General features: G+C 38.1%; 6 protein-coding genes. 5 read left to right on the top strand and 1 reads right to left on the bottom strand.

The window, feature by feature from the left end; all coding sequences use genetic code 11:
- Positions 1-120 precede the first annotated feature (120 nt).
- Positions 121-7,554, top strand: a complete 7,434-nt coding sequence (locus PHE88_11430) for a carbohydrate-binding protein (protein MDD5688428.1) — start codon at positions 121-123, stop codon at positions 7,552-7,554.
- Between the two features lie 82 nt (positions 7,555-7,636).
- On the opposite strand, the gene PHE88_11425 is transcribed toward PHE88_11430, so the two are convergent.
- On the bottom strand, positions 7,637-8,452 hold the full coding sequence (locus tag PHE88_11425; GenBank protein ID MDD5688427.1) for a helix-turn-helix domain-containing protein: 816 nt from the start codon (positions 8,450-8,452) through the stop codon (positions 7,637-7,639).
- Between the two features lie 202 nt (positions 8,453-8,654).
- Between PHE88_11425 and PHE88_11420 the strand changes: the two genes are divergently transcribed.
- From PHE88_11420 to PHE88_11405, 4 genes are all read left to right on the top strand, one after another.
- Positions 8,655-9,524: an AraC family transcriptional regulator gene (locus tag PHE88_11420; protein MDD5688426.1), complete on the top strand. Its 870-nt coding sequence runs from the start codon at positions 8,655-8,657 to the stop codon at positions 9,522-9,524.
- Positions 9,525-10,200: 676 nt separating this feature from the next.
- A complete protein-coding gene (locus PHE88_11415) occupies positions 10,201-11,151 on the top strand; it encodes a PorV/PorQ family protein (protein ID MDD5688425.1) in 951 nt (316 codons plus the stop codon).
- 163 nt (positions 11,152-11,314) lie between these two features.
- Positions 11,315-19,003, top strand: coding sequence for a carbohydrate-binding protein (locus tag PHE88_11410; protein ID MDD5688424.1), 7,689 nt, complete (start codon positions 11,315-11,317; stop codon positions 19,001-19,003).
- A gap of 113 nt (positions 19,004-19,116) precedes the next feature.
- On the top strand, positions 19,117-20,632 hold a 1,516-nt coding region (locus PHE88_11405; GenBank protein MDD5688423.1), incomplete at its 3' end, for a carbohydrate-binding protein.

The raw sequence follows: 20,632 nt of genomic DNA, 5'->3' as shown, positions 1-20,632 counted from the left end.
ATGATAAAATATGAAAGTAAATTGAAAGATTAAAAGATTTAAATATTTAGAAAATTAAAAAACATGAGAGCTTAAGAACACAAGAGCATAAGAACGACATTAAAAATTGGAGGTAAAATTATGGGTAAGATAATAAGACGATATCTGATTTTAGTTGCTGTAATGTTTGTGGTATGTTTTGTCACAAAAGGGTGGGCTGATTTTACTTCCGGGGATATTTATAAAGAATTTACTTATCCCACCAACTCTTATTATCCTGTTTGTGGAGACTGGATAAATTTTGCTGCTGCAACTTATTGTCCATATCCTACACTGGCGAATCAAAATCCGCCAACCTCTAACAATGTAAGCATTCCTCTAGCAAGCGACCTTACCGATTTAAAAAAAGCGGAATTGTATTCATCTATTTGGGGTGGACATTCATGGGGTACCGGAGGAACAACCCAACGGGAGACCCGTATAAATGGTGGAGCATTTCAACTTTTACCAATCCCTAATGTGCCTAGTGACTATATGTACTACTTTACGGAATATGCTACTCAACCGTTAGATATTCCAAATCCAGCGACCTCGTTGCATGTAGGTAATAACTTAATAGAAGCCTGGTGTCATAGAAGTATTACTTCTTTTGTTTTTCCGTTTATGTATGTATATTCAAATACAATACGTGTCTATTATAATTCAAAAACTCATCCTACAGGCACAATATCAGTGACACCGGGAGCTGATAGTCAGGTTTTCACTGCGAGTGTTCCTGCATACACGGGTGGAATAAGACAAGTAGACTATATTGGATATTATAAAGATTTTAACTGGGAAGGTGATGGTAAGTTTCTAAATTGGCATTATACATACAAGGGCGGTACACTTCTGAAACATATAGGTACTGCTACTTCCGGTACTTATTCAGTAACATGGGATACCAGATGGATACCTGACCAGGACCTGCCAGTACAAGTAATAGCCCGTATAGTTGGTAACGATGGTATGTGCTATATTACACCGGCAGTTACTCTTCCCCTTAATTCTAATACCAGAAACTACTCTGTAAAATTATTTTCTTCATCTAATATTCCACAAAGGTTTAGTTCAAGTAATAATAAAGTAATGACATGTTCTTACACCATTGGGACAATGGATAAGGCAATAGCCGCAAGACTTATTTTACATACTTGGTGCGGTGCAGGACAGGATGCTATTCCTGCAGTACGCGAAGTAGGAATTAATGGTAATGTAGTATCAACTACATTTGGTACAAGAACAGCTCCCGCTTTTGATACTATTGATATTACAAATCTTAGCTTTCTACAAGCTGGTACAAATACATTTCACATTAAGTCAGATACAGCAGGACATGCAGCTGAAGTAAACTGGCCGGGACCTGTAATATTAGTTAAATATAACACTGTTGGTATGCCTACAGCGAGTATAACAAGTCCAACTACCGACTCGACATTTTCAGCACCGGCAAATATAACTATAGGTGCGACAGCAACTGATAGTGATGGTACTATAACCAAAGTAGAATTTTTCCAAGGCACTACTAAATTAGGAGAAGACACAGTAAGCCCGTATAGTTATTCATGGTCGAATGTTCAGGCAGGTAGTTATGTTTTAACAGTTAAAGCAACAGATAATAGTGGAAATATAACGACATCAAATCCTGTTAGTATTTCTGTAGGCGGGGGTAAACCGGTTGGGGGTTGGTGGAATGACGGCTGGACTTACCGGTTTGGTGTGGATGTTCAGGCAGGAGCATATGAAAGAAAAAATAAACCGGTTGATGTAAATGTTAATTTTACTACATTATTAACCGGACTTAGTACAAGCGGAACATTTGATCCCGGTTCTATTCGTGTGATAGAAGTCCTTGGAGATGGTACGGTAGTCAATGCATCAGTTCCGTTCCAGTTTGACCAATCAAGCACATATAATGCAAGCAATAATGCGTCCGGAACAATTACTTTTATAATGGATAATACGACGATAGCAAATGCCACAAGATATTATCATATATATTTTAATACAGGAACCAATTTAATCGCTCCTTCAATAACACCGCAAGTAACACTAACAGACAATGTAACAGATGAGGGTCAGAGCAGTTTTAAAATAGAAACTCAACAGGGTACATATTATTATCAAAAACAAGGTGCTTCATTTTCAAGTCTTGTTGACAAAAATGGTAACGACTGGATAAATTACCATAATATTCCTACTACATCTGGCGATGTATACCGCGGAATACCAAACATGATTTACCCTGAAGGTAGTTTCCATCCGGGTGCTACTACAGGAACAAGTGTTCTTGTTAATTCAGGTCCACTTAAAACAACTATTAATTCAAAGGTAACCGGCGGGTGGGAATGCAATTGGGAAATATATCCTGAGTATGCAAAAATGACGCTTGTAACAGCCGGTCATGATTATTGGTTTTTATATGAAGGTACACCCGGTGGTGTATTGGATGATACTGACCAATGCGTCCGGTCTAACGGAACACAAACACCACTTTCAGCTGCAGGCACATGGTCAGGCGACCTGACTAACGAGTGGGCATATTTTGAAGATAATGCGATTACGCGTTCACTTTTCTTTGCACATCACGAAGATGATACTCAACCGGACTCTTATTGGCCAATCAATATAGCGTCATCGTATTTAACAGTATTCGGGTTTGGTAGAAAATCCAATGAAGCAGTTCCTTATATGAATGCATCTGCAGTTCCGGCACATTTCACAATGGGACTTTGGGATAGCAAAACGTATGCAGATATGACTAAAGTGGTAGAATCTGCATACCGTGATTTAGGGGTAATCCAGAGAGAAGCTGAACAAAAAACAGTATCTGCCGAACCAATAAAAATTCATCCTACTAATCCACATTACTTCGTATACAAAGGTCAGCCGACAATATTGATTGGCTCTAACGAACATTATGGCGCAGTCCTGAATCTTGATTTTGATTATGTCACATATTTAAATGAATTGCAGTCTAAAGGACTTAATTATGCACGTATATTTTCCGGTGTCTATGTTGAACCTTATAATAATCCGTTCAGCTATTGGGATATAGATGATAATACTCTTGGTCCGGCTAACAATAAACTTATCTGTCCTTTTGCAAGAAGTGTAGATTTAAACACTTTTAAATTTGACTTAAATAAATGGGATACCGCGTATTTCACCCGCCTTAAAGATTTTGTTTCAAAGGCAAGTGATAGAGGAATAGTAATAGAAATTACCTTTTTCTGTCCTTATTGGGCAAGCACTAATGTTGATTCATATGGAAACCCGATGTGGGCACGCAGTCCTTTTAATTCAACTAACAATATCAACGGTGTTGGAAATATTGCATCTCACACTAACAGTGGCACAAATAGTGTCTGGGATATTAATAATAATAATGGTTTAACAATTTATATGAGTAGTATGGTAGCAAAGACAGTTCAGGAATTGAATGACTATGATAATGTTATTTTTCAGGCATGTATTGAGCCTGACTATTATTCAGATTCTCATGCTATGGCAGCTACATTTGACCCTTATATGATATCTAAAATAGCTGCGGCAGAGGTATCACTCCCGAAAAAACATCTTATATCTCAAAATGGACCACCTGAAATACTTCGTCCAAATGCGTCTTATATCAGCCGCGATGGTCTTAGTGCTCAAAATATAGGAACAAGTTACAACAAAGATGTACCCTTAACATGTGACGAAATAACATATTTAGGCAGACCTGATGTTTCATATCGAACATGGGGATGGAAAAATATCCTCGCCGGTGCTGCAGGATTTAATATGCTCGACTTAACATTCACAACAACACTTGAAAATGGTACAAAAGTTTTACCTGCAACAACAGGAGCAAATCCGCCTGGAAACACCATTGGAGGAGGAGGTCAGACATTACGCACTCAATTAGTAATTTTAAAGAATTTTATGGGTAGTCTTGATTTTGTAAAAATGGTACCTAACAGTTCAATTGTAACCGGAGGAATTCCATCCGGTTCAACAGCATATGCATTGGTTGAACCCGGTAAACAGTATGCTGTTTATATTGGACCAACAAATTTAGGAAACCATGATAGTCCGATTTCACCACGAACGACTACACGGACAACCACACTTACACTTAATTTACAATCAGTCGCAGTTAGTTATAAAGCAGATTGGATTAACACTTTGACAGGTGTTATAGATAAAACAGAAACATTCGCACATACCGGAGGCAACAAGGCACTTATTTCTCCGGATTTTCTTGATGATATAGCGCTGCGAATAATGGATACTTCCATTTCGCAGCCACCTGTTGTGACTATAAGTACAATAGGCGTTATAAATGGTAGTACTCCTCCTGCTGCTTTAACAATAAAAGTAGACGCATCCAGCAGTAATGGTATAAAACAAGTAGATTTTTACAATGGTGCTTCATGGCTTGGAACAGATACCAGTTCGCCTTATGAGTTTGCATGGAATAATGTTGCTGCAGGAACTTACAGTATAACTACCAAAGCTACAGACAACAATAATAACACAGCCATATCGACAGCAAAAATAGTAACAATAGTTGACAATTCTGTTTCGCCTCAGCAGGCGTATCCTGCAGGAGTAGCGTGGTTGATAGGTGCAGGGACAACAACAATACAAGCGGAAAATTACGATATGGTAACAAGTGGTATAGGTGAAGGCGAGGCATATCATGATACAACAGCAGACAATAAAGGTGGCGGAGTATACAGGACAAGCGAGTATGTAGATGTGCAGGTATGTGGTGACACAGATGCCGGGTACAATATAGGCTGGACAATGCCCGGTGAATGGCTGGAATACAGCATAAATGTGAATCAGGGCGGCGAATACAAAATAATACTTAGGTGTGCCAGCGGTATGACAAGCAACGGAGGACCCATACATCTTGAATTTGGCACTCACAAGGAATCAGCATACGTTAAAACAGCATCTGTAAGCGTACCACCGACAGGCGGGTGGGGAACATGGACAGATTTAACACTATCAACAGGAGTAACGCTTACCGCAGGCAACCAGATAATGAAGTTAGTTATGGAAACTAGTGCAGCAACCGGCTGTGGTAATTTTAACTACATTAAATTAATAAAAGTGACTGCGGACACACCAAATACAGTAGAAACACCTACAATTGGCCCCGGTGCAGGAACATATCCGGATTCTGTTACAGTAACCCTTGGTTGTTTAACCAGCGGAGCGACAATAAGATATACAACAGACGGAACAGACCCGACATCAACATCAACCCAATATTCCGCACCATTTACACTATCTGCTAGCGCAACCGTCCGGGCACGTGCATTCAAAACTACTATGACCGACAGTTCCATAAATAGTGTGGCATATGTTATAACAAGCGTATCTACTCAACAGTCATATGGTAACAGCGGTAATCCATGGCAAATAATAGCAGGAACAACAACTATACAAGTTGAGAATTATGATACAGTAACAACCGGTTCTGCGTCCGGTGAGACTTATTTTGATACAACATCCGATAATAAAGGTGGTGGAGTATTCAGGACAACCGAAGGTGTAGATGTAGGAGTATGCACCGATATAGACGGTGGATATTATGTAGGTTGGACAGCACCAACTGAGTGGTTGGAATATAGTGTAAACGTAAATGAAACTGGCGAATATAAAATAATAATAAGAGCAGCCAATGGAGGTTCAACTGCAAGTCCTATACACATTGAGTTTGGAGATCACAATTTAGCACCATACAGGACAACACCATCAGTAAGTGTACCGGCGACAGGTGGATGGGCTACATGGGCAGATGTAATAGTTTCATCCAATGTGTCACTTACAGTAGGCAACCAGATAATGAAGTTAGTCATGGAAACCGGTAGCTCAGCCGGTAATGGTAATTTTAATTATGTTCGTTTAATAAGACTAACTGCCGACACAACACCGCCGGTGGTAAGTGTGGTAATACCAACTAATGTATCTGGCAGTGGAATAGTGATAACATGGACGACAAATGAACCTGCAACCAGTATGGTCGAGTATGGATTAACAACAAGTTATGGCAGCGTAACTCCCGTAACAGATACCGATGGTGTATACAACCACAACGTTACACTAAGTGGTCTTACTGAGAATACAGTATATCATTACCGTATGGTATCCGTAGATATGAATGGTAACCCAACAACTACCGGGGATTATAATTTTACAACAATATCTAATGATCCTAACCCGCCGGTAATAAGCAATGTAACAGCCGGTGTAACACTAAACAGTGCAGTAATAACATGGACAACCGATGAAGACTCAGATTCACAGGTTGCATACGGAACTTCAACTGCACTCGGTACTATAACTACATTAGATTCAATAGCAACAAGATTGCATAGTGTTCCACTTAACGGATTAGATAAAGGTAAGACATATTATTACAAGGTCTATAGTCGGGATGCATCTAATAATCTTGCAATATCGTCACAATACAGTTTCAAAACGTATAACTTAAAGCACAGAATATATACCTATTACTACGATGACGGGACAACTGCAACCAAGACAGGAGCATCTGCAGCTGCGAGTTTGAAGTTCAAAGTTCAGGTATATAATATAGATGAGAACAATATTGCGACCGATTACACAGGTACAGTAACACTTACAACCAAGAACAGCAAGAGTAGTGTCCTTGATACAACTAATTTAACATTAACCGAGTCAGATTCCGGCGAGAAGGAAGTTTCAATACCGTTCCGTAGTGATATAAATACTGTAGAACTAACCGGTGATGTAACAGCGCCTGTAGTAATAAGTTTCAATGAAATGTATATCGCAAAGTTAGTAGGCTACCAGGGTGGTTCAATACGGGGTGCTAACGGTCTAAAGATACTGATACCTACAGGAGTCTTATCTGCAAACAAGTATCTTGCTTCAATAAAGACAAGTGCAGCTCCGGCAGTAAAAAATAATATGAAATATGTTAACACTGTTAATCCGATATGTTATGATTTTGGCGAGTTATCATTTGGAACCGGAAATGCGCCAGTATTAGAAAACCAGGTATTCACAAGAGCAGTAAACATAACAATACCATACACAGCAGCGGATATAGGAACATTAAACAAAGATGGGCTTAGGATTTACTACTGGACCGGGACAGATTGGGATTTGGTATCAGGAGTCCAGACAGTAGACAAAGTAAACAATACGGTAACTGCGACAGTGAAACATTTCTCAACATATCGTATATTGGGAAGTTATGTATCTGTTGATATGAGTAATGTGAAAGTTTATCCTAACCCGTATAATCCTGAAACAGCAGTAAGTGGTAAATTAAAAGTAATAAATCTTCCAATGAACAGTACTATGAAGTTGTATAGTGTAGCCGGAAGAATCGTTCGTGAACTCAAAGAAGTAGATTTTGGTAATTTGGGTTGGCTCGAGTGGGATGGCAAGAATGACGATGGTGACAAGGTAGGTAGGGGAGTATATATTTATCAGTTAGAAGACGCTGCGGGTAGCAAGAAAACCGGGAAAATAGGATTAGTAAAATAAAAGACGCGTTATAGAGTTATTGGGTTATAGGGTTTTAACTCTACGAACTCTAAAACTCTATAACCCTAAGACGCTAAGTTGCCTACAATTTAGAAAAAACTGTTTGTTTAACCCAATCTGTGTTTTTACGGAAGTTGCCCGGCGGTGTGTTGTAATATTTCCGAAACAGCTTTGTAAAAAGGTATACGTTACTGAACCCTACTTTTGAAGCAATAGCTTTTAATGGCATACAAGTAGTTACTATCATATCTTTAGCAGTTTCAAGACGGATATTTCTTAAGTCCTCCATAGGTGTTCGTCCTGTTATTTTTTTATATTTTTTTAAGAAATGATATTTACTTGTATGTGCGTAATTTGCAAGATTTTTCAAAGCTAAAGGTTTATTTAAGTTATCTATCATAAAACTTTTTAACTTAGCTATAAACGGATGATTTTCTTCAGATTCAAAATCTTTTGTTAATTCAATTCTTATAACTTCAAATATTTTATCTTGTAGTAATCGTCTATACGGATAGTTTGATTGGTCTTGTTCATTTAGCCATTTAGCCAAAAAACATATTTTTCTGCTTGTGTTATGTATTAAAACAGGAAATTCTATTTTCCTTTTTTCTTCCCATTCAATACAGATAACTTCTGTTCCGCGGGTGGATTGCTCTTTATGGGCTGCCCCTGCATGATAAAACAGAATATCACCGGTTTTTGCACGAACTTCTTTTCCTGATATTTCGACACAAACTGAACCTTTAAGAATAATTACAAGTTCATGAAAAGAATGATAGTGTTTTTTCATCTTCCCGGTAGGATATGGACCCTGATGTGACACATGATGCGACACATCGATTAATTTAGCTCCCTTGAAATTCAGCACATTATACGGAATTAAATTTGGTTTATTCATTTTAAATGACACCGGACATAAAGTCAGGATAGCTTTTTTGTTTTTCAAGAGCAATGAAATTAATTATATAAAATAATTAAAAAAAGTCAATTTTGATTCCTGCATATTATTTTCATTGCTTTTTTTTTGCTATTTTGTATAATAAATTTTTAAGAAAATCTAACCATTATTATATAATTCACAATTTTGCTGAGGTAAATAAATGAAATTTCTTAAGTATACTTTTCCTTTCCCGGAAAAAGATTATCCTTTTCAGATAACCACACAAAATATTGTTCACAGAACTTATCATGTCCATCCTTTTATTATTGAGTTCCAATATATCCGTTCCGGAAATGGCTTTTTTTATATTAAAGACAAGCGATATGCGACTAAAGATAAATCATTATTCATTATTCACGAACACGACATTCATACTTATATTAACGAGGGGAAAAAAGCACCGGATGTCAATATAACTCTTATGGTTTTTTCTAAATATTTATTTGAAGATTATCCTGCTATTCAACCTTTATTAAAAAGTATTATTAATTGCCATAAAAACTTTCCGCATCAAATATGTTTTAATGAAAAGGAAGCAAATGATATAGAATTAATTTTATATATGCTTGAGCAGGAAAGAAAAAAGAAAGGAGAAAATTATCATGAAATTATGACAACTTTGCTTATAACATTTTTAATGTTAATAAAGAGAAATATTTCTAATACAAAAAAAAATATCATTTCCACCGAAGAGCACAATCATATAATTGATGTGGTTTTGGAATATATTGATAAACACTTTAAAGAACATATAACTCTTTCAAATTTATCAAAGCATGTGGGATATTCTCCTTATCATATAAGTCATTTGTTTAAGAAATTTAGCGGATTAAGTTTTAAGGCGTCCATAGCCAACAGAAGAGTCCTTGAAGCAAAACGTATTTTGGAGCTGGATAACAATAAAAAAATAATTGCTATTGCATACGAAGTTGGTTTTAAAAATCTCGGTGCTTTTAATTGGAATTTCAAACGTCTTACCGATATAACTCCTTCACTATACCGCAAGTTATATATGTCTGTTCAAAAGTAAACCAAAGAAAAAACATATCAATTCCTGCACATTAACAGCAAGTACCCGTTACTAATTCGCAAGCAACCGATAGACAGAATTCGTGCTTTGTGTTATATATATAGTAACAGACAACAAAACACTACAACACTAACACACATTACACAGTTAAATAAGGAGGAAAAGAAAATATTGAAGTAGTATCCCGAAAAGGCTGCTCCCGAGAAATTGGGATGAGTTCGCAAAACCAAGGGCTAAGATAGTGAAGCCAACAGGTTGCCGATAAACGACAAAATAAGAAAACCAGGTTCTTCGTAGAAGCAGGTAGAGGTAAAGGTAAAGAGATAAGGCAGCTACGAAGAGCAACTATCAAGCTAGCAAGGTTATCGAAAACAGAAGAAGTGGATTAGTAAATTAGTGAATTAGCGAATTAGGTTGAAAAAACTTAATTAACTGATTAGCTAGTTTTCTAATATGCTTCTTTTTTGTTTTATTGAGTCCCCTACTGGAGACCAATAAAACAATCCCGATAACATATTTAGTTATGAATAAAAATCGGGGTAATCAATATTGAGTCCCCTACCGGAGACCAATAAAACAATCCCAATCACATATTCAGTTATAAATAAAAATTGGGATCATCAACTCAAGAACTCAAGAACTTAAGAACATAAGAACAGCAGTAAAGGAGGTCAATATGCGTAAGATGTTAAGTTCAGTAATGTTGGCAATTATGGTAGTAGGTACTATATGTACAGGTAATTTACAAGCCGGTGTATGCAGTTCAGCTATGGAGTTTTTGAAAGTAGGTATAGGTGCAAAACAGGAAGCTATGGGTGGCGCACAAGTAGCAGTAGCTGAAGATGTCAATAGCGTATATTGGAACCCGGCAGGGTTAGGGTCAGTAAGTTCAACTGAACTCTCATTTATGCATTTATCGCTTTTTGAAGGAATAAATTACGAATATTTAGCGCTCGGACATCCTGTTAGTGAAGACTCCACAATAGGGTTACAGATAATGTACCTTAATTATGGCAATATAGACAAGACATTAGAAGATGTCAATGGCGCATATGATACCGTAGGCAGTGTAGGCAGTTATAGTGCGAAGGATATGGGTGGCGCAATAAGTTACGGCAAACAGGTAGATGAGACAATAAACATAGGTGGTAGTTTAAAAATGGTAAGCCAGAAGATAGATAATGACACTGCATCGGGGTTTGGCTTAGATTTAGGAATAGAGTATATGCCTGTAAAAGGCGGATTACAATTAGGGTTAGCGGTCCAGAACATAGGCGGTAAAGTAGGCAGCGATAATTTACCCGGTAATATAAAAGCAGGATTAGGCAAGAAGTTCTCAGCATTTGAAGGAGAGAACAACCTTACAGTAGCAGCTGATGCTAATTATGAATTAGACAGTGCGACCACAAAAGAGAATATAGGTTTAGAGTTAGTGGTTGCCGAGATGGTAGCAATTCGTGCTGGTTATAAGCTCGGATATGATGAAGAGACATACACATTAGGCGGCGGATTTAAGATGAGTGGTGAAAGTTCTACATTCAATATAGATTATGCGTTTATACCTACAAAAGATTTAGGCGATACACACAGAGTATCGCTAGGGATAAAGTTTGGAGGGAAAGAGTAAGAGACAGAGCGGGTAAGCAGGTAAGCGGATTAGTGAATTAGTTAATTAGAAGATTAAAAAAGAAGTTCAATGTCCGATGTAGCTGCACCATCTTATGGTGCCAATAAATATGAAAACAAACCAAATTAGGAATAAAATATATAGAAGGATGGGAGGACAAATTATGGGTAAGATTATCAGATGGTGTATGATGTTTGCAGTAGTGATGTTAGGTTTAAGTACAGTATCACAAGCAGCAACGGGTTATGCGGATTTTACTCCTGGTGATATTTACAAAGATTTTACGGCAAAACCAAATACCTATGGTAAATTAGGTATTCTAGGGCAAATTTTAACTTATGGTTGTGATACAAATCCAGTACAAGCAAATTTATGTAATAATAATAAGCCACCAACTGATTTGTATGTAACTATAGGTACAGGTGACCTTCAAGATGCAATAAAAGCAGAAGTATATGTAACTATGTGGGGGGGACATTATGGTACTACAGAGGAAAGGATACGTGTAAATAGCGCAAGTGATCTCGACTGGAAACCTTTACCACTACCTGTTAGTACACCCACTCAGACTATATCAGCCGCTAGGTCTATTTATTATCTTAGAACATTATATTCTACAGTACCGATAGAAATTTCACCATCCTCGTTACACGTAGGGACTGATAATAAAATTCAATTTTGGGCCACACAACAGCCGGCGTGGGGCTATCCACACTACTGGGTATATTCATTTACAGTGCGTGTCTATTATGATGGTTCAAAAAAACTTCATCCTACAGGAACTATATCAGTGGTTCAAAACGGTGATACTCAAACTTTCACTGCCAATGTAGACACATATTCAGCTGGAATAAGCTCAGTAAACTATATAGGATGGTATAAAGATTTTAATTGGGAAGGCGATGGTCGTTTTCAAAACTGGCATTATATATGTAGAAACGGTATACTTGATAAACATATAGGCACATCTATTACTGGTCCTTCTTATTCAGTACCATGGAATACTGCTTGGATACCGGACCAGGATGAGCCAATTAAGGTAGTAGCTCGTATAGTTGGTAAAGATGGTATGTGCTTTATCACAAATACAGTTAATCCTACATTTTCCAGCAGAAATTACTCCGTAAAACTATATTCTGCAAAGAACGTTCCGGAAAGTTTTAGTTCCAGTGGGAATGTTATAAAGACATGTGATATTAATATTAGCGATTCAATGACTAATATAAAAGAAGCAAAACTTATTGTTCCTACATGGGGTGGTGCAGGAGAGTCAGGTCATACTACGAGTCGTGAAGTGGGAATTAATAATACAATGTTATCAAATACGTTTGGTAATCAGGTAAATTACAACACATCTCCTGCTCCAGATTACACTTTTGATACTATGGATATTACACCTCTTAGTGTCTTAAAAGGAGGTATAGGTGACACTGGTAAAAACACATTTTACATTAAATCCCTTTATACTGATACTCCCACACAGCATCATGCTGCTGAAGTAAACTGGCCAGGACCGGTGATATTAGTGAAATATAATACTCAAGGTATACCTACCGCGAGTATAACAAGTCCGACTAATAATGCAACATATTCAGCACCAGCAACTATAACTATAAATGCAACAGCAACTGATTCTGATGGTACTATAAGCAAGGTAGAATTTTTTTACAATGGTACTTATAAAATCGGAGAAGATACTGTATTCCCATATACTTATACATGGTTAAATGTACAAGCAGGTAGTTATGTGCTTACAGTAAAAGCGACAGATAATAGTGGAAACGTAACGACATCAAATCCTATTAGTATAACCGTTGGAGGAGGTAAACCGGTTGGTGGTTGGTGGAGTGAAGATTTTAATTATCGGTTTGGTGTAGATGTCCAGGCAGGAGCATATGAAAGGACCAACAAGCCTGTTGAGATAGCTATCAATTTTACAGAATTACTAACTGGACTTAGTGCAAGTGGAACATTTGATCCCGGTTCTATCCGGGTGGTAGAAGTGCTTGGAGATGGAACAGCAAAGAATACAGTTCCGTTCCAGTTTGACCAATCAAGCACATATAATGCAACTACTAATGCGGCTGGTACACTTGTTTTTATTATGGATAATATGACAACAGCAAATGCAACAAGATATTATCATATATATTTTAACACAGGTCCAGAAACTGTTTATACAGTAACACCGCAAATAACACTAACAGATAATGTCCAAGATGAGGGAAAGGACTGTTTTAAAATAGTAACAGGTCGGGGAACATATTATTATTCAAAAAAAGGAGCTGCTTTTTCAAGCATGAATGATATTGCTGGTAATGACTGGATAGATTATCAAACCACTCAGCCACAAAAATTCCGAGGTATACCTAATATTAGACCTTTCCATCCGGACGAGACAATTAGCGCAAGTTCCATAGTGAGTCAGGGACCATTGAAAGTGAAAATTAAATCCGATAGCAATGATGGTTTATGGGGATGCACGTGGGATATATATCCTGAGTATGCAAAGATGACAATGACAAAATATCCCAATGCATACTCGTTCTTATATGAAGGAAACATAGGTGGAACATTTGATACTGCCGGCACAGCGGATTATTTATATATGTCAGATGGCATCAAACATTTTTCCGGAGAATATGAAGATTATGAAAGTAAAAGTCTTTTTAACTCTGATATACCAAATCCGGAGTGGATATATTTTGCGGATGGTACTTTAAACCGCAGTTTATTTTTAGTAAATCATCAGGATGATACTAATAAAGATATATATTATAAGTCTAATCCTGCTCTTTCATATGGTAATTTGACAGTATTTGGTTTTGGCAGAACAAATAGTCCGGTAACAGGATATTTGAATCCAGCTCTCCCTGCATACTATACAATAGGGTTTGCAGAAAGCAAAGATTTAACAACAACATCAAAGACAATAGAATCATCATGGAGAGATTTGAATGTGATACCGAGAGATGCAGAGAAAAAACCTGCATCATTATCAGAACCGATAACAGTTCATACTACCAATCCACATTACTTTTTATATAAAGATAAACCAACAATATTAATTGGTTCTAACGAACATTACGGTGCAGTCCTTAATCTTGATTTTTCCACTGCAACATATTTGAATACACTCCAGGCTGACGGACTTAATTATGTCCGCATATTTTCCGGACCATATATTGAGCCGGCACAGAATATAGCTACAGATAATTTTCATTACTGGAATATCGATAATAATACCCTTGGTCCAACTAACAATGGCTTTATCTGTCCTTGGGCAAGAAGTACTAATCCTGCTGATACTGGATTTGCGAATGATTCAAACAGTCGCAAGTTTGACCTATCCAAGTGGGATGAAAACTATTTTAGCCGTCTCAAGGATTTTGTTAAAGGGGCCAGTGATCGGAATATAATAGTAGAAATTACCTTTTTCTGTCCTTTTTGGATGACTAGCAACGTAAAAAGCGTTCCACCTAATATTATGTGGTTCCGCTCTCCAATGAATGTAAATAATAATATCAACGGTGTGGGAAATATTGCATCTTACACTTCTGATGGTCAGAATAGCGTTTGGGATGTTAGCAGTAACGCTGCGCATGATGATATTAGCGGTGACGGTTTGCGCAATGGCGGTTTAACGCCCTATATGGGTAAAATGGTAGCTGAAGTAGTTAGGCGACTGAATGAATATAACAATGTCATTTATCAGCCGAGTATTGAGCCTACTATCAATTATAGTTTAACTAACAAAGGTACTATGTCAACTATATTTGATTCTTACATTATTTCTACAATTACCGTGACAGAAGCAGCCCTTCCTAAAAAACACCTTATTTCTCAAAATCATACTTTAGATAAATCTACTATCCTTTCGAATGTGACTGTTCTTACATGGGATAGTGATGATCCAAATATACCGGGAACATACTCCGATCAAAATAAACCCATGATAATGGATGAAGGTACATATAAAGGCTGGCCTGATGCCGCATATCGCCCTGGAGCATGGAGATGGATGTTGGCTGGTGGTGCAGTATTTAACATGCTTGACATAACATTCACCCCTAATGATGAAAGTGGGACAAATGTTCCTCCTCTACCTCCGCTTACATCCCGTTCGGCGTTCTTCACTAAACCGAACGACTCATTCACCATCGGAGGAGGAGGTCCAGCCTTCCGTACTCAAATGAAAGTTTTGAATGACTTTATGAATAAATTCGGTTTTGTAAATATGGAGCCTAATAATTCAGTTGTAACATCACTCCCATCTGGAGTAGGTGTGCGGGCATTGGTTCAGACTGGCCAGCAATATGCTATTTATTTATCAAAAACTCTTTCAATACCGCTACCAGCACCTGTTGGATATACTCTACCTGCAAATCAAAAAATTTCTGCATCTAGTACCTTTAATGTTAATCTACCGGCAGGTAGTTATAAAGCTGAGTGGGTCGATACTTTGACAGGAAATCCATCTAATACAGACGAAACATTTACACACCCTGGAGGTAACAAGTTAATGACTACTCCCCCGGTTGCGTGTGAAGATATAGCATTGAGGATTCTTAATACAGCCATTTCACAACCACCGACTGTAAACATAAATACAATAGATGTTATAAATGGCAGTAATCCGCCTGCTGCTTTAACAATAAAAGTAGACGCATCCAGCAGTAACGGTATTAAACAAGTAGATTTTTACAATGGTGCTTCATGGCTTGGAACAGATACCAGTTCGCCTTATGAGTTTGCATGGAATAATGTTGCTGCAGGGAGTTATAGTATAACAGCGAAAGCAACCGATAATAATAATACTACGGCGATGTCAGCACCAAAAATGGTAACAATAACCGACGCTTCTGTTTCACCCCAGCAGTCATATGGAAACACTCCAGCAGGTACTCCGTGGTTGATATCAAGTACTTTGTTAAGTGAAACAATAATACAGTCAGAAAATTACGATATGCTAACAACCGGCATTGGTGAAGGAGAAGCATATCATGATACAACACATGGCCAAGCAGACACTAAAAATACACTTAGAACAACAGAAGATGTAGATTTGCAGACATGCACTGACACTGATGGTGGATATCTTATAGGATATACAAAACCTGGCGAGTGGCTGGAATACAGTATAAATGTTAATCAAGGTGGCGACTATAAAATAATACTTAGGGGAGCCAGTGGTCTGACAAGTAACGGAGGTCCCGTACACCTTGAATTTGGTCAGCATAATGTAGCACCGTATATTAAAACAACATCAGTAAGCGTACCACCAACAGGTGGATGGGGGACATGGACTGATGTAACACTTTCACCTAGCGTAACGCTTACCGCAGGCAACCAGATAATGAAGTTAGTTCTTGAGACCAGTGCAGCAACTGGCTGTGGTAATTTTAATTACATAAAATTAATAAGAATAAGTGCTGAAACACCTAATACCGTAGCAACACCAACAATCAGCCCGAGTGCAGGAACTTACGCAGGCTCTGTTATAGTAACTCTTGATTGTGCAACCAGTGGAGCGCCAATAAGATATACAACAGATGGAACAGACCCGACGTTATCGTCAACGCTATATTCTGCACCATTTACATTAACTGCAAGTGCAACAGTCCGAGCACGTGCGTTCAAAGATACTATGACAGACAGTTCTGTAAATAGCGTGGCATATGTGATAACAAACATTTCAACGCAACAGTCATATGGAAACAACGGGAACCCGTGGCAGATAATAACAGGAATAACAACTATAGAATTAGAAAATTACGATATGGTAACAACTGGTTCTGCGTCTGGTGAGACATATAATGATACAACACCTGGCAACACTCCCAACAAATACAGGACAACCGAAGCAGTAGATATAGCGAATTGCACCGATGCAGGTAGTGGATACGATGTGGAATATACAGCACCCACCGAATGGTTAGAATACAGTGTAAATGTTAATGAGAGTGCTGATTACAAAATAATACTAAGAGGAGCAAATGGAACATCAAGCGCAAACCCCATACATCTTGAATTCGGAGATCATAACACAGTACCATATAGAACAACACCATCAGTAAGTGTACCGGCGACAGGGGGATGGCAGACATGGACAGATGTAACAGTTGCAGATTCAGTAACGCTTACTCAAGGCAATCAGATAATGAAGTTAGTCATGGAAACTGGCAGTGCAGCTGGTAATGGTAATTTAAATTATGTTAAATTAATAAGACTAACTCCCGATACGACACCACCGGTAGTAAGTGCAGTAATACCAACTAACATAACCGGCAGTGGAACAGTGATAACATGGACAACAAATGAACCTGCGAACAGTCAGGTACAATATGGAACAATACTACCGTATAGTAACACAACAACATTATCAGATACCAGTGGTGTATACACCCACAGTGTTACGCTAAGCGGTCTTACTGAGAACACAGTCTATCACTACAGAATGGTGTCAGTTGATATGAATGGCAACACAACAACAACCGGAGATTACAGTTTTACAACAATATCTAATGATCCTAATCCACCGGTAATAAGCGATGTCCGTGCCGGAGTAAAACTAAACAATGCAGTCCTAACATGGACAACCGATGAGAACTCAGATTCGCAGGTAGCATATGGAACTACAACTGCATTAGGCACTCTAACGACATTAGATACCAACATGAATAGACTACACAGTGTCCCCATTAATGGATTACTGAAAAACAAAACCTATTATTACAAGGTCTACAGCCGGGATACATCTAGTAACCTTGCAGAATCAGCACAATATAGTTTTAAGACATATAACATAAAACACAGAATATATACTTATTACTATGATGATGGGACAACCACGACCAAGGTAGGCGCATCGGCATCTTCGAGTTTGAAGTTTAAGTTGCAGGTTTACAATGTAGATGAGAATAGTTTAGCAACCGATTACACAGGGACAGTAACACTTACAACAAAAAACAACAAGAGTAGTGTCCTGGATACAACAGATTCAACGTTAATTGGGGCAGATGCAGGTGAGAAAGAGGTTTCAATCCCGTTCCGTAGTGATATAAATACTGTAGAACTAACCGGTGATGTAACAGCACCGATAGTGGTAAATTTCAATGATATGTATATATCAAAGTTAGTAGGTTACCAGGGTGGTTTAATACGAGGTACTAATGGACTAAAGATACTAATACCTACAGGGGTCCTGTCCGCAAATAAGTATCTTGCGTCAATAAAGACGAGTGCAGCACCAGTAGTAAAGAACACAATGAAATATGTTAACACAGTTAATCCGATATGTTATGATTTTGGTGAGTTGACATATGGTGCTGAAAATGCGCCAATACTTCAAAACCAGACATTTACACGTGCAGTTAACATAACTATACCATATACAGCATCGGATATAGGGACTTTAAACGAAGATGGACTTAGAATCTACTACTGGACCGGGACAGATTGGGATTTAGCATCGGGCGTTCAGACAGTAGATAAAACAAACAGGACAGTAACTGCAACGGTGAAACATTTTTCAACATATCGTATATTAGGTAGTTATGTATCTGCGGATTTAAGTAATATTAAAATCTATCCTAACCCGTATAATCCAGATACAGCTATCCAAGGTAAGCTAAAGATAATTAATTTACCAATGAATAGCATCATGAGATTGTATAGTGTAGCTGGAAGATTAGCCCGGGAACTTAAAGAGATAGATTTTGGTAATCTTGGCTGGCTCGAGTGGGATGGTAAAAATGACGATGGTGATAAAGTAGGCAGAGGAATATATATTTATCAGGTAGAAGACGCTGCCGGTAACAAGAAGACAGGTAAGATAGGATTAATTAAATAAGTATGATTAATAAAATAAGAGAAGAGTTATAGAGCTATTGGGTTATGGTGTTTTAGGGTCTACGACTCTAGAACTCTACAAACTCTATAACCCTAAAACATTGATATAAATTTATGACTAAACCCATTAAATTATTTTTATTATTTACAGGTCTGATATTAATAAGCATTATTACAGCGAAAACATTATCAGCAACACTAAGTTTCAATAGAGGAGCAATACATAACTGGAGTGATTTATCTCTATTAAACTCCGACATTGATTATGCAGCATACTGTGGCGTAGATTCAATTTCACCCGGTTTAATTCCATCCTATATAGCTGGTGTAAAAAATGGTGAGCCGGATTATATTGGTGACGGAATAGTTTATGCTCACTCAAAAGGTATAAAAACATATCTATTTATGAACATGAATAAATATACCGGTGGCGATCGTGATGCCTTTAAAAACAGTGTTTCTGCACAAAACCTGTTTCTTTCAGACCTGGCTTGGTTATTACAAAGGTATCCAACTCTTGATGGTATAGAAATGGAAGAGCCGCACGCAGGCGGCATACCACCTGATGGTGGTGCCGCATGGCGAGCGTTCACTAATAGTTTTTTCACGAAGTGTAAAAATGTAATTTCCCAATATAAACCCACTGACCAGCCCAATACCTTCGTGTGGTCATTTAATTGCGCTAGTAATTCTGAATCCGGGGTTTGGGGAGTCGGAATTGATACTGCCTACATAAACGCGAACAAATTATTCAATGCATATGAAATTCAAAACAACAATCAAACTCTCTCGGACTTTCAGAATAATTTTTCAGTATGGCAGTCAAGGCTTCCAAATCTTGAAGTTTTTTCAAGCGTATTTTTGACATGGACGACTCTATTGAGTGCTTGTGAGGTCCAGTATCCAAATTGGAACAGTCCTACCTGTTGGAACCAGGCAATTTTTGACCAGCTTAAATGGGCAAAGTCTGTTGGTCATTCTGTCCGTGTATTCACATTTGGCAGATTCGGTCAGCTCGCCTCAATGTGGCCGAACGACACCACACCGGGCGCAACAGCAGGTGATAAAATAAGATATATCTGGGGCGGCACCCAGCAGGCATACCCTGCAGGTGTTCCATGGTCGATAACTTCCAGTACGAGTACACCTACAAAAATAGAGGCAGAGAATTTTGATATGATGTCCGCCGGTTCAGGCCAGAATGAAGCATATTATGATACTACCTGGGATAATCAAGGTGGTTCATACAGGACAACAGAATATGTAGATATGGGTAATTGCACAGATACCGGTGGCGGGTATTATGTAGGCTGGACAAAACCCGGTGAGTGGCTGGAATATACAATAAACGTGCCAAAGAATAACGAATACAGGATAATCTTGCGAGGCGCGCGTGGCGGCAGCGGACTAGGCGGACTTTTACATCTTGAATTCGGGAAACATAATGAAGCGGCATACTGTAAAACAGAATCCGTCCGAATTCCTACTGTCAGTTGGACCAGTTGGAGCGATGTATTATTAGCCCAATCAATCCCTTTAACAGCCGGCACTCAGGTAATGAAGTTAGTAATGGAGTCCGGCAGTGCCGCTGATTGCGGTAATTTCAATTACATAAGCATAGTAGTAGAAC

Source organism: Elusimicrobiota bacterium (assembly GCA_028718185.1).
In the GTDB taxonomy this organism is placed as follows: domain Bacteria; phylum Elusimicrobiota; class UBA8919; order UBA8919; family UBA8919; genus JAQUMH01.
This window is presented reverse-complemented; position numbering and strand designations above follow the sequence as displayed.

Coding starts and splice junctions, on each gene's coding strand:
- PHE88_11415 (MDD5688425.1), top strand. CDS start 10,201: ATGCGTAAGATGTTAAGTTCAGTAATGTTGGCAATTATGGTAGTAGGT.
- PHE88_11410 (MDD5688424.1), top strand. CDS start 11,315: ATGGGTAAGATTATCAGATGGTGTATGATGTTTGCAGTAGTGATGTTA.
- PHE88_11425 (MDD5688427.1), bottom strand. CDS start 8,452: ATGAATAAACCAAATTTAATTCCGTATAATGTGCTGAATTTCAAGGGA.
- PHE88_11430 (MDD5688428.1), top strand. CDS start 121: ATGGGTAAGATAATAAGACGATATCTGATTTTAGTTGCTGTAATGTTT.
- PHE88_11420 (MDD5688426.1), top strand. CDS start 8,655: ATGAAATTTCTTAAGTATACTTTTCCTTTCCCGGAAAAAGATTATCCT.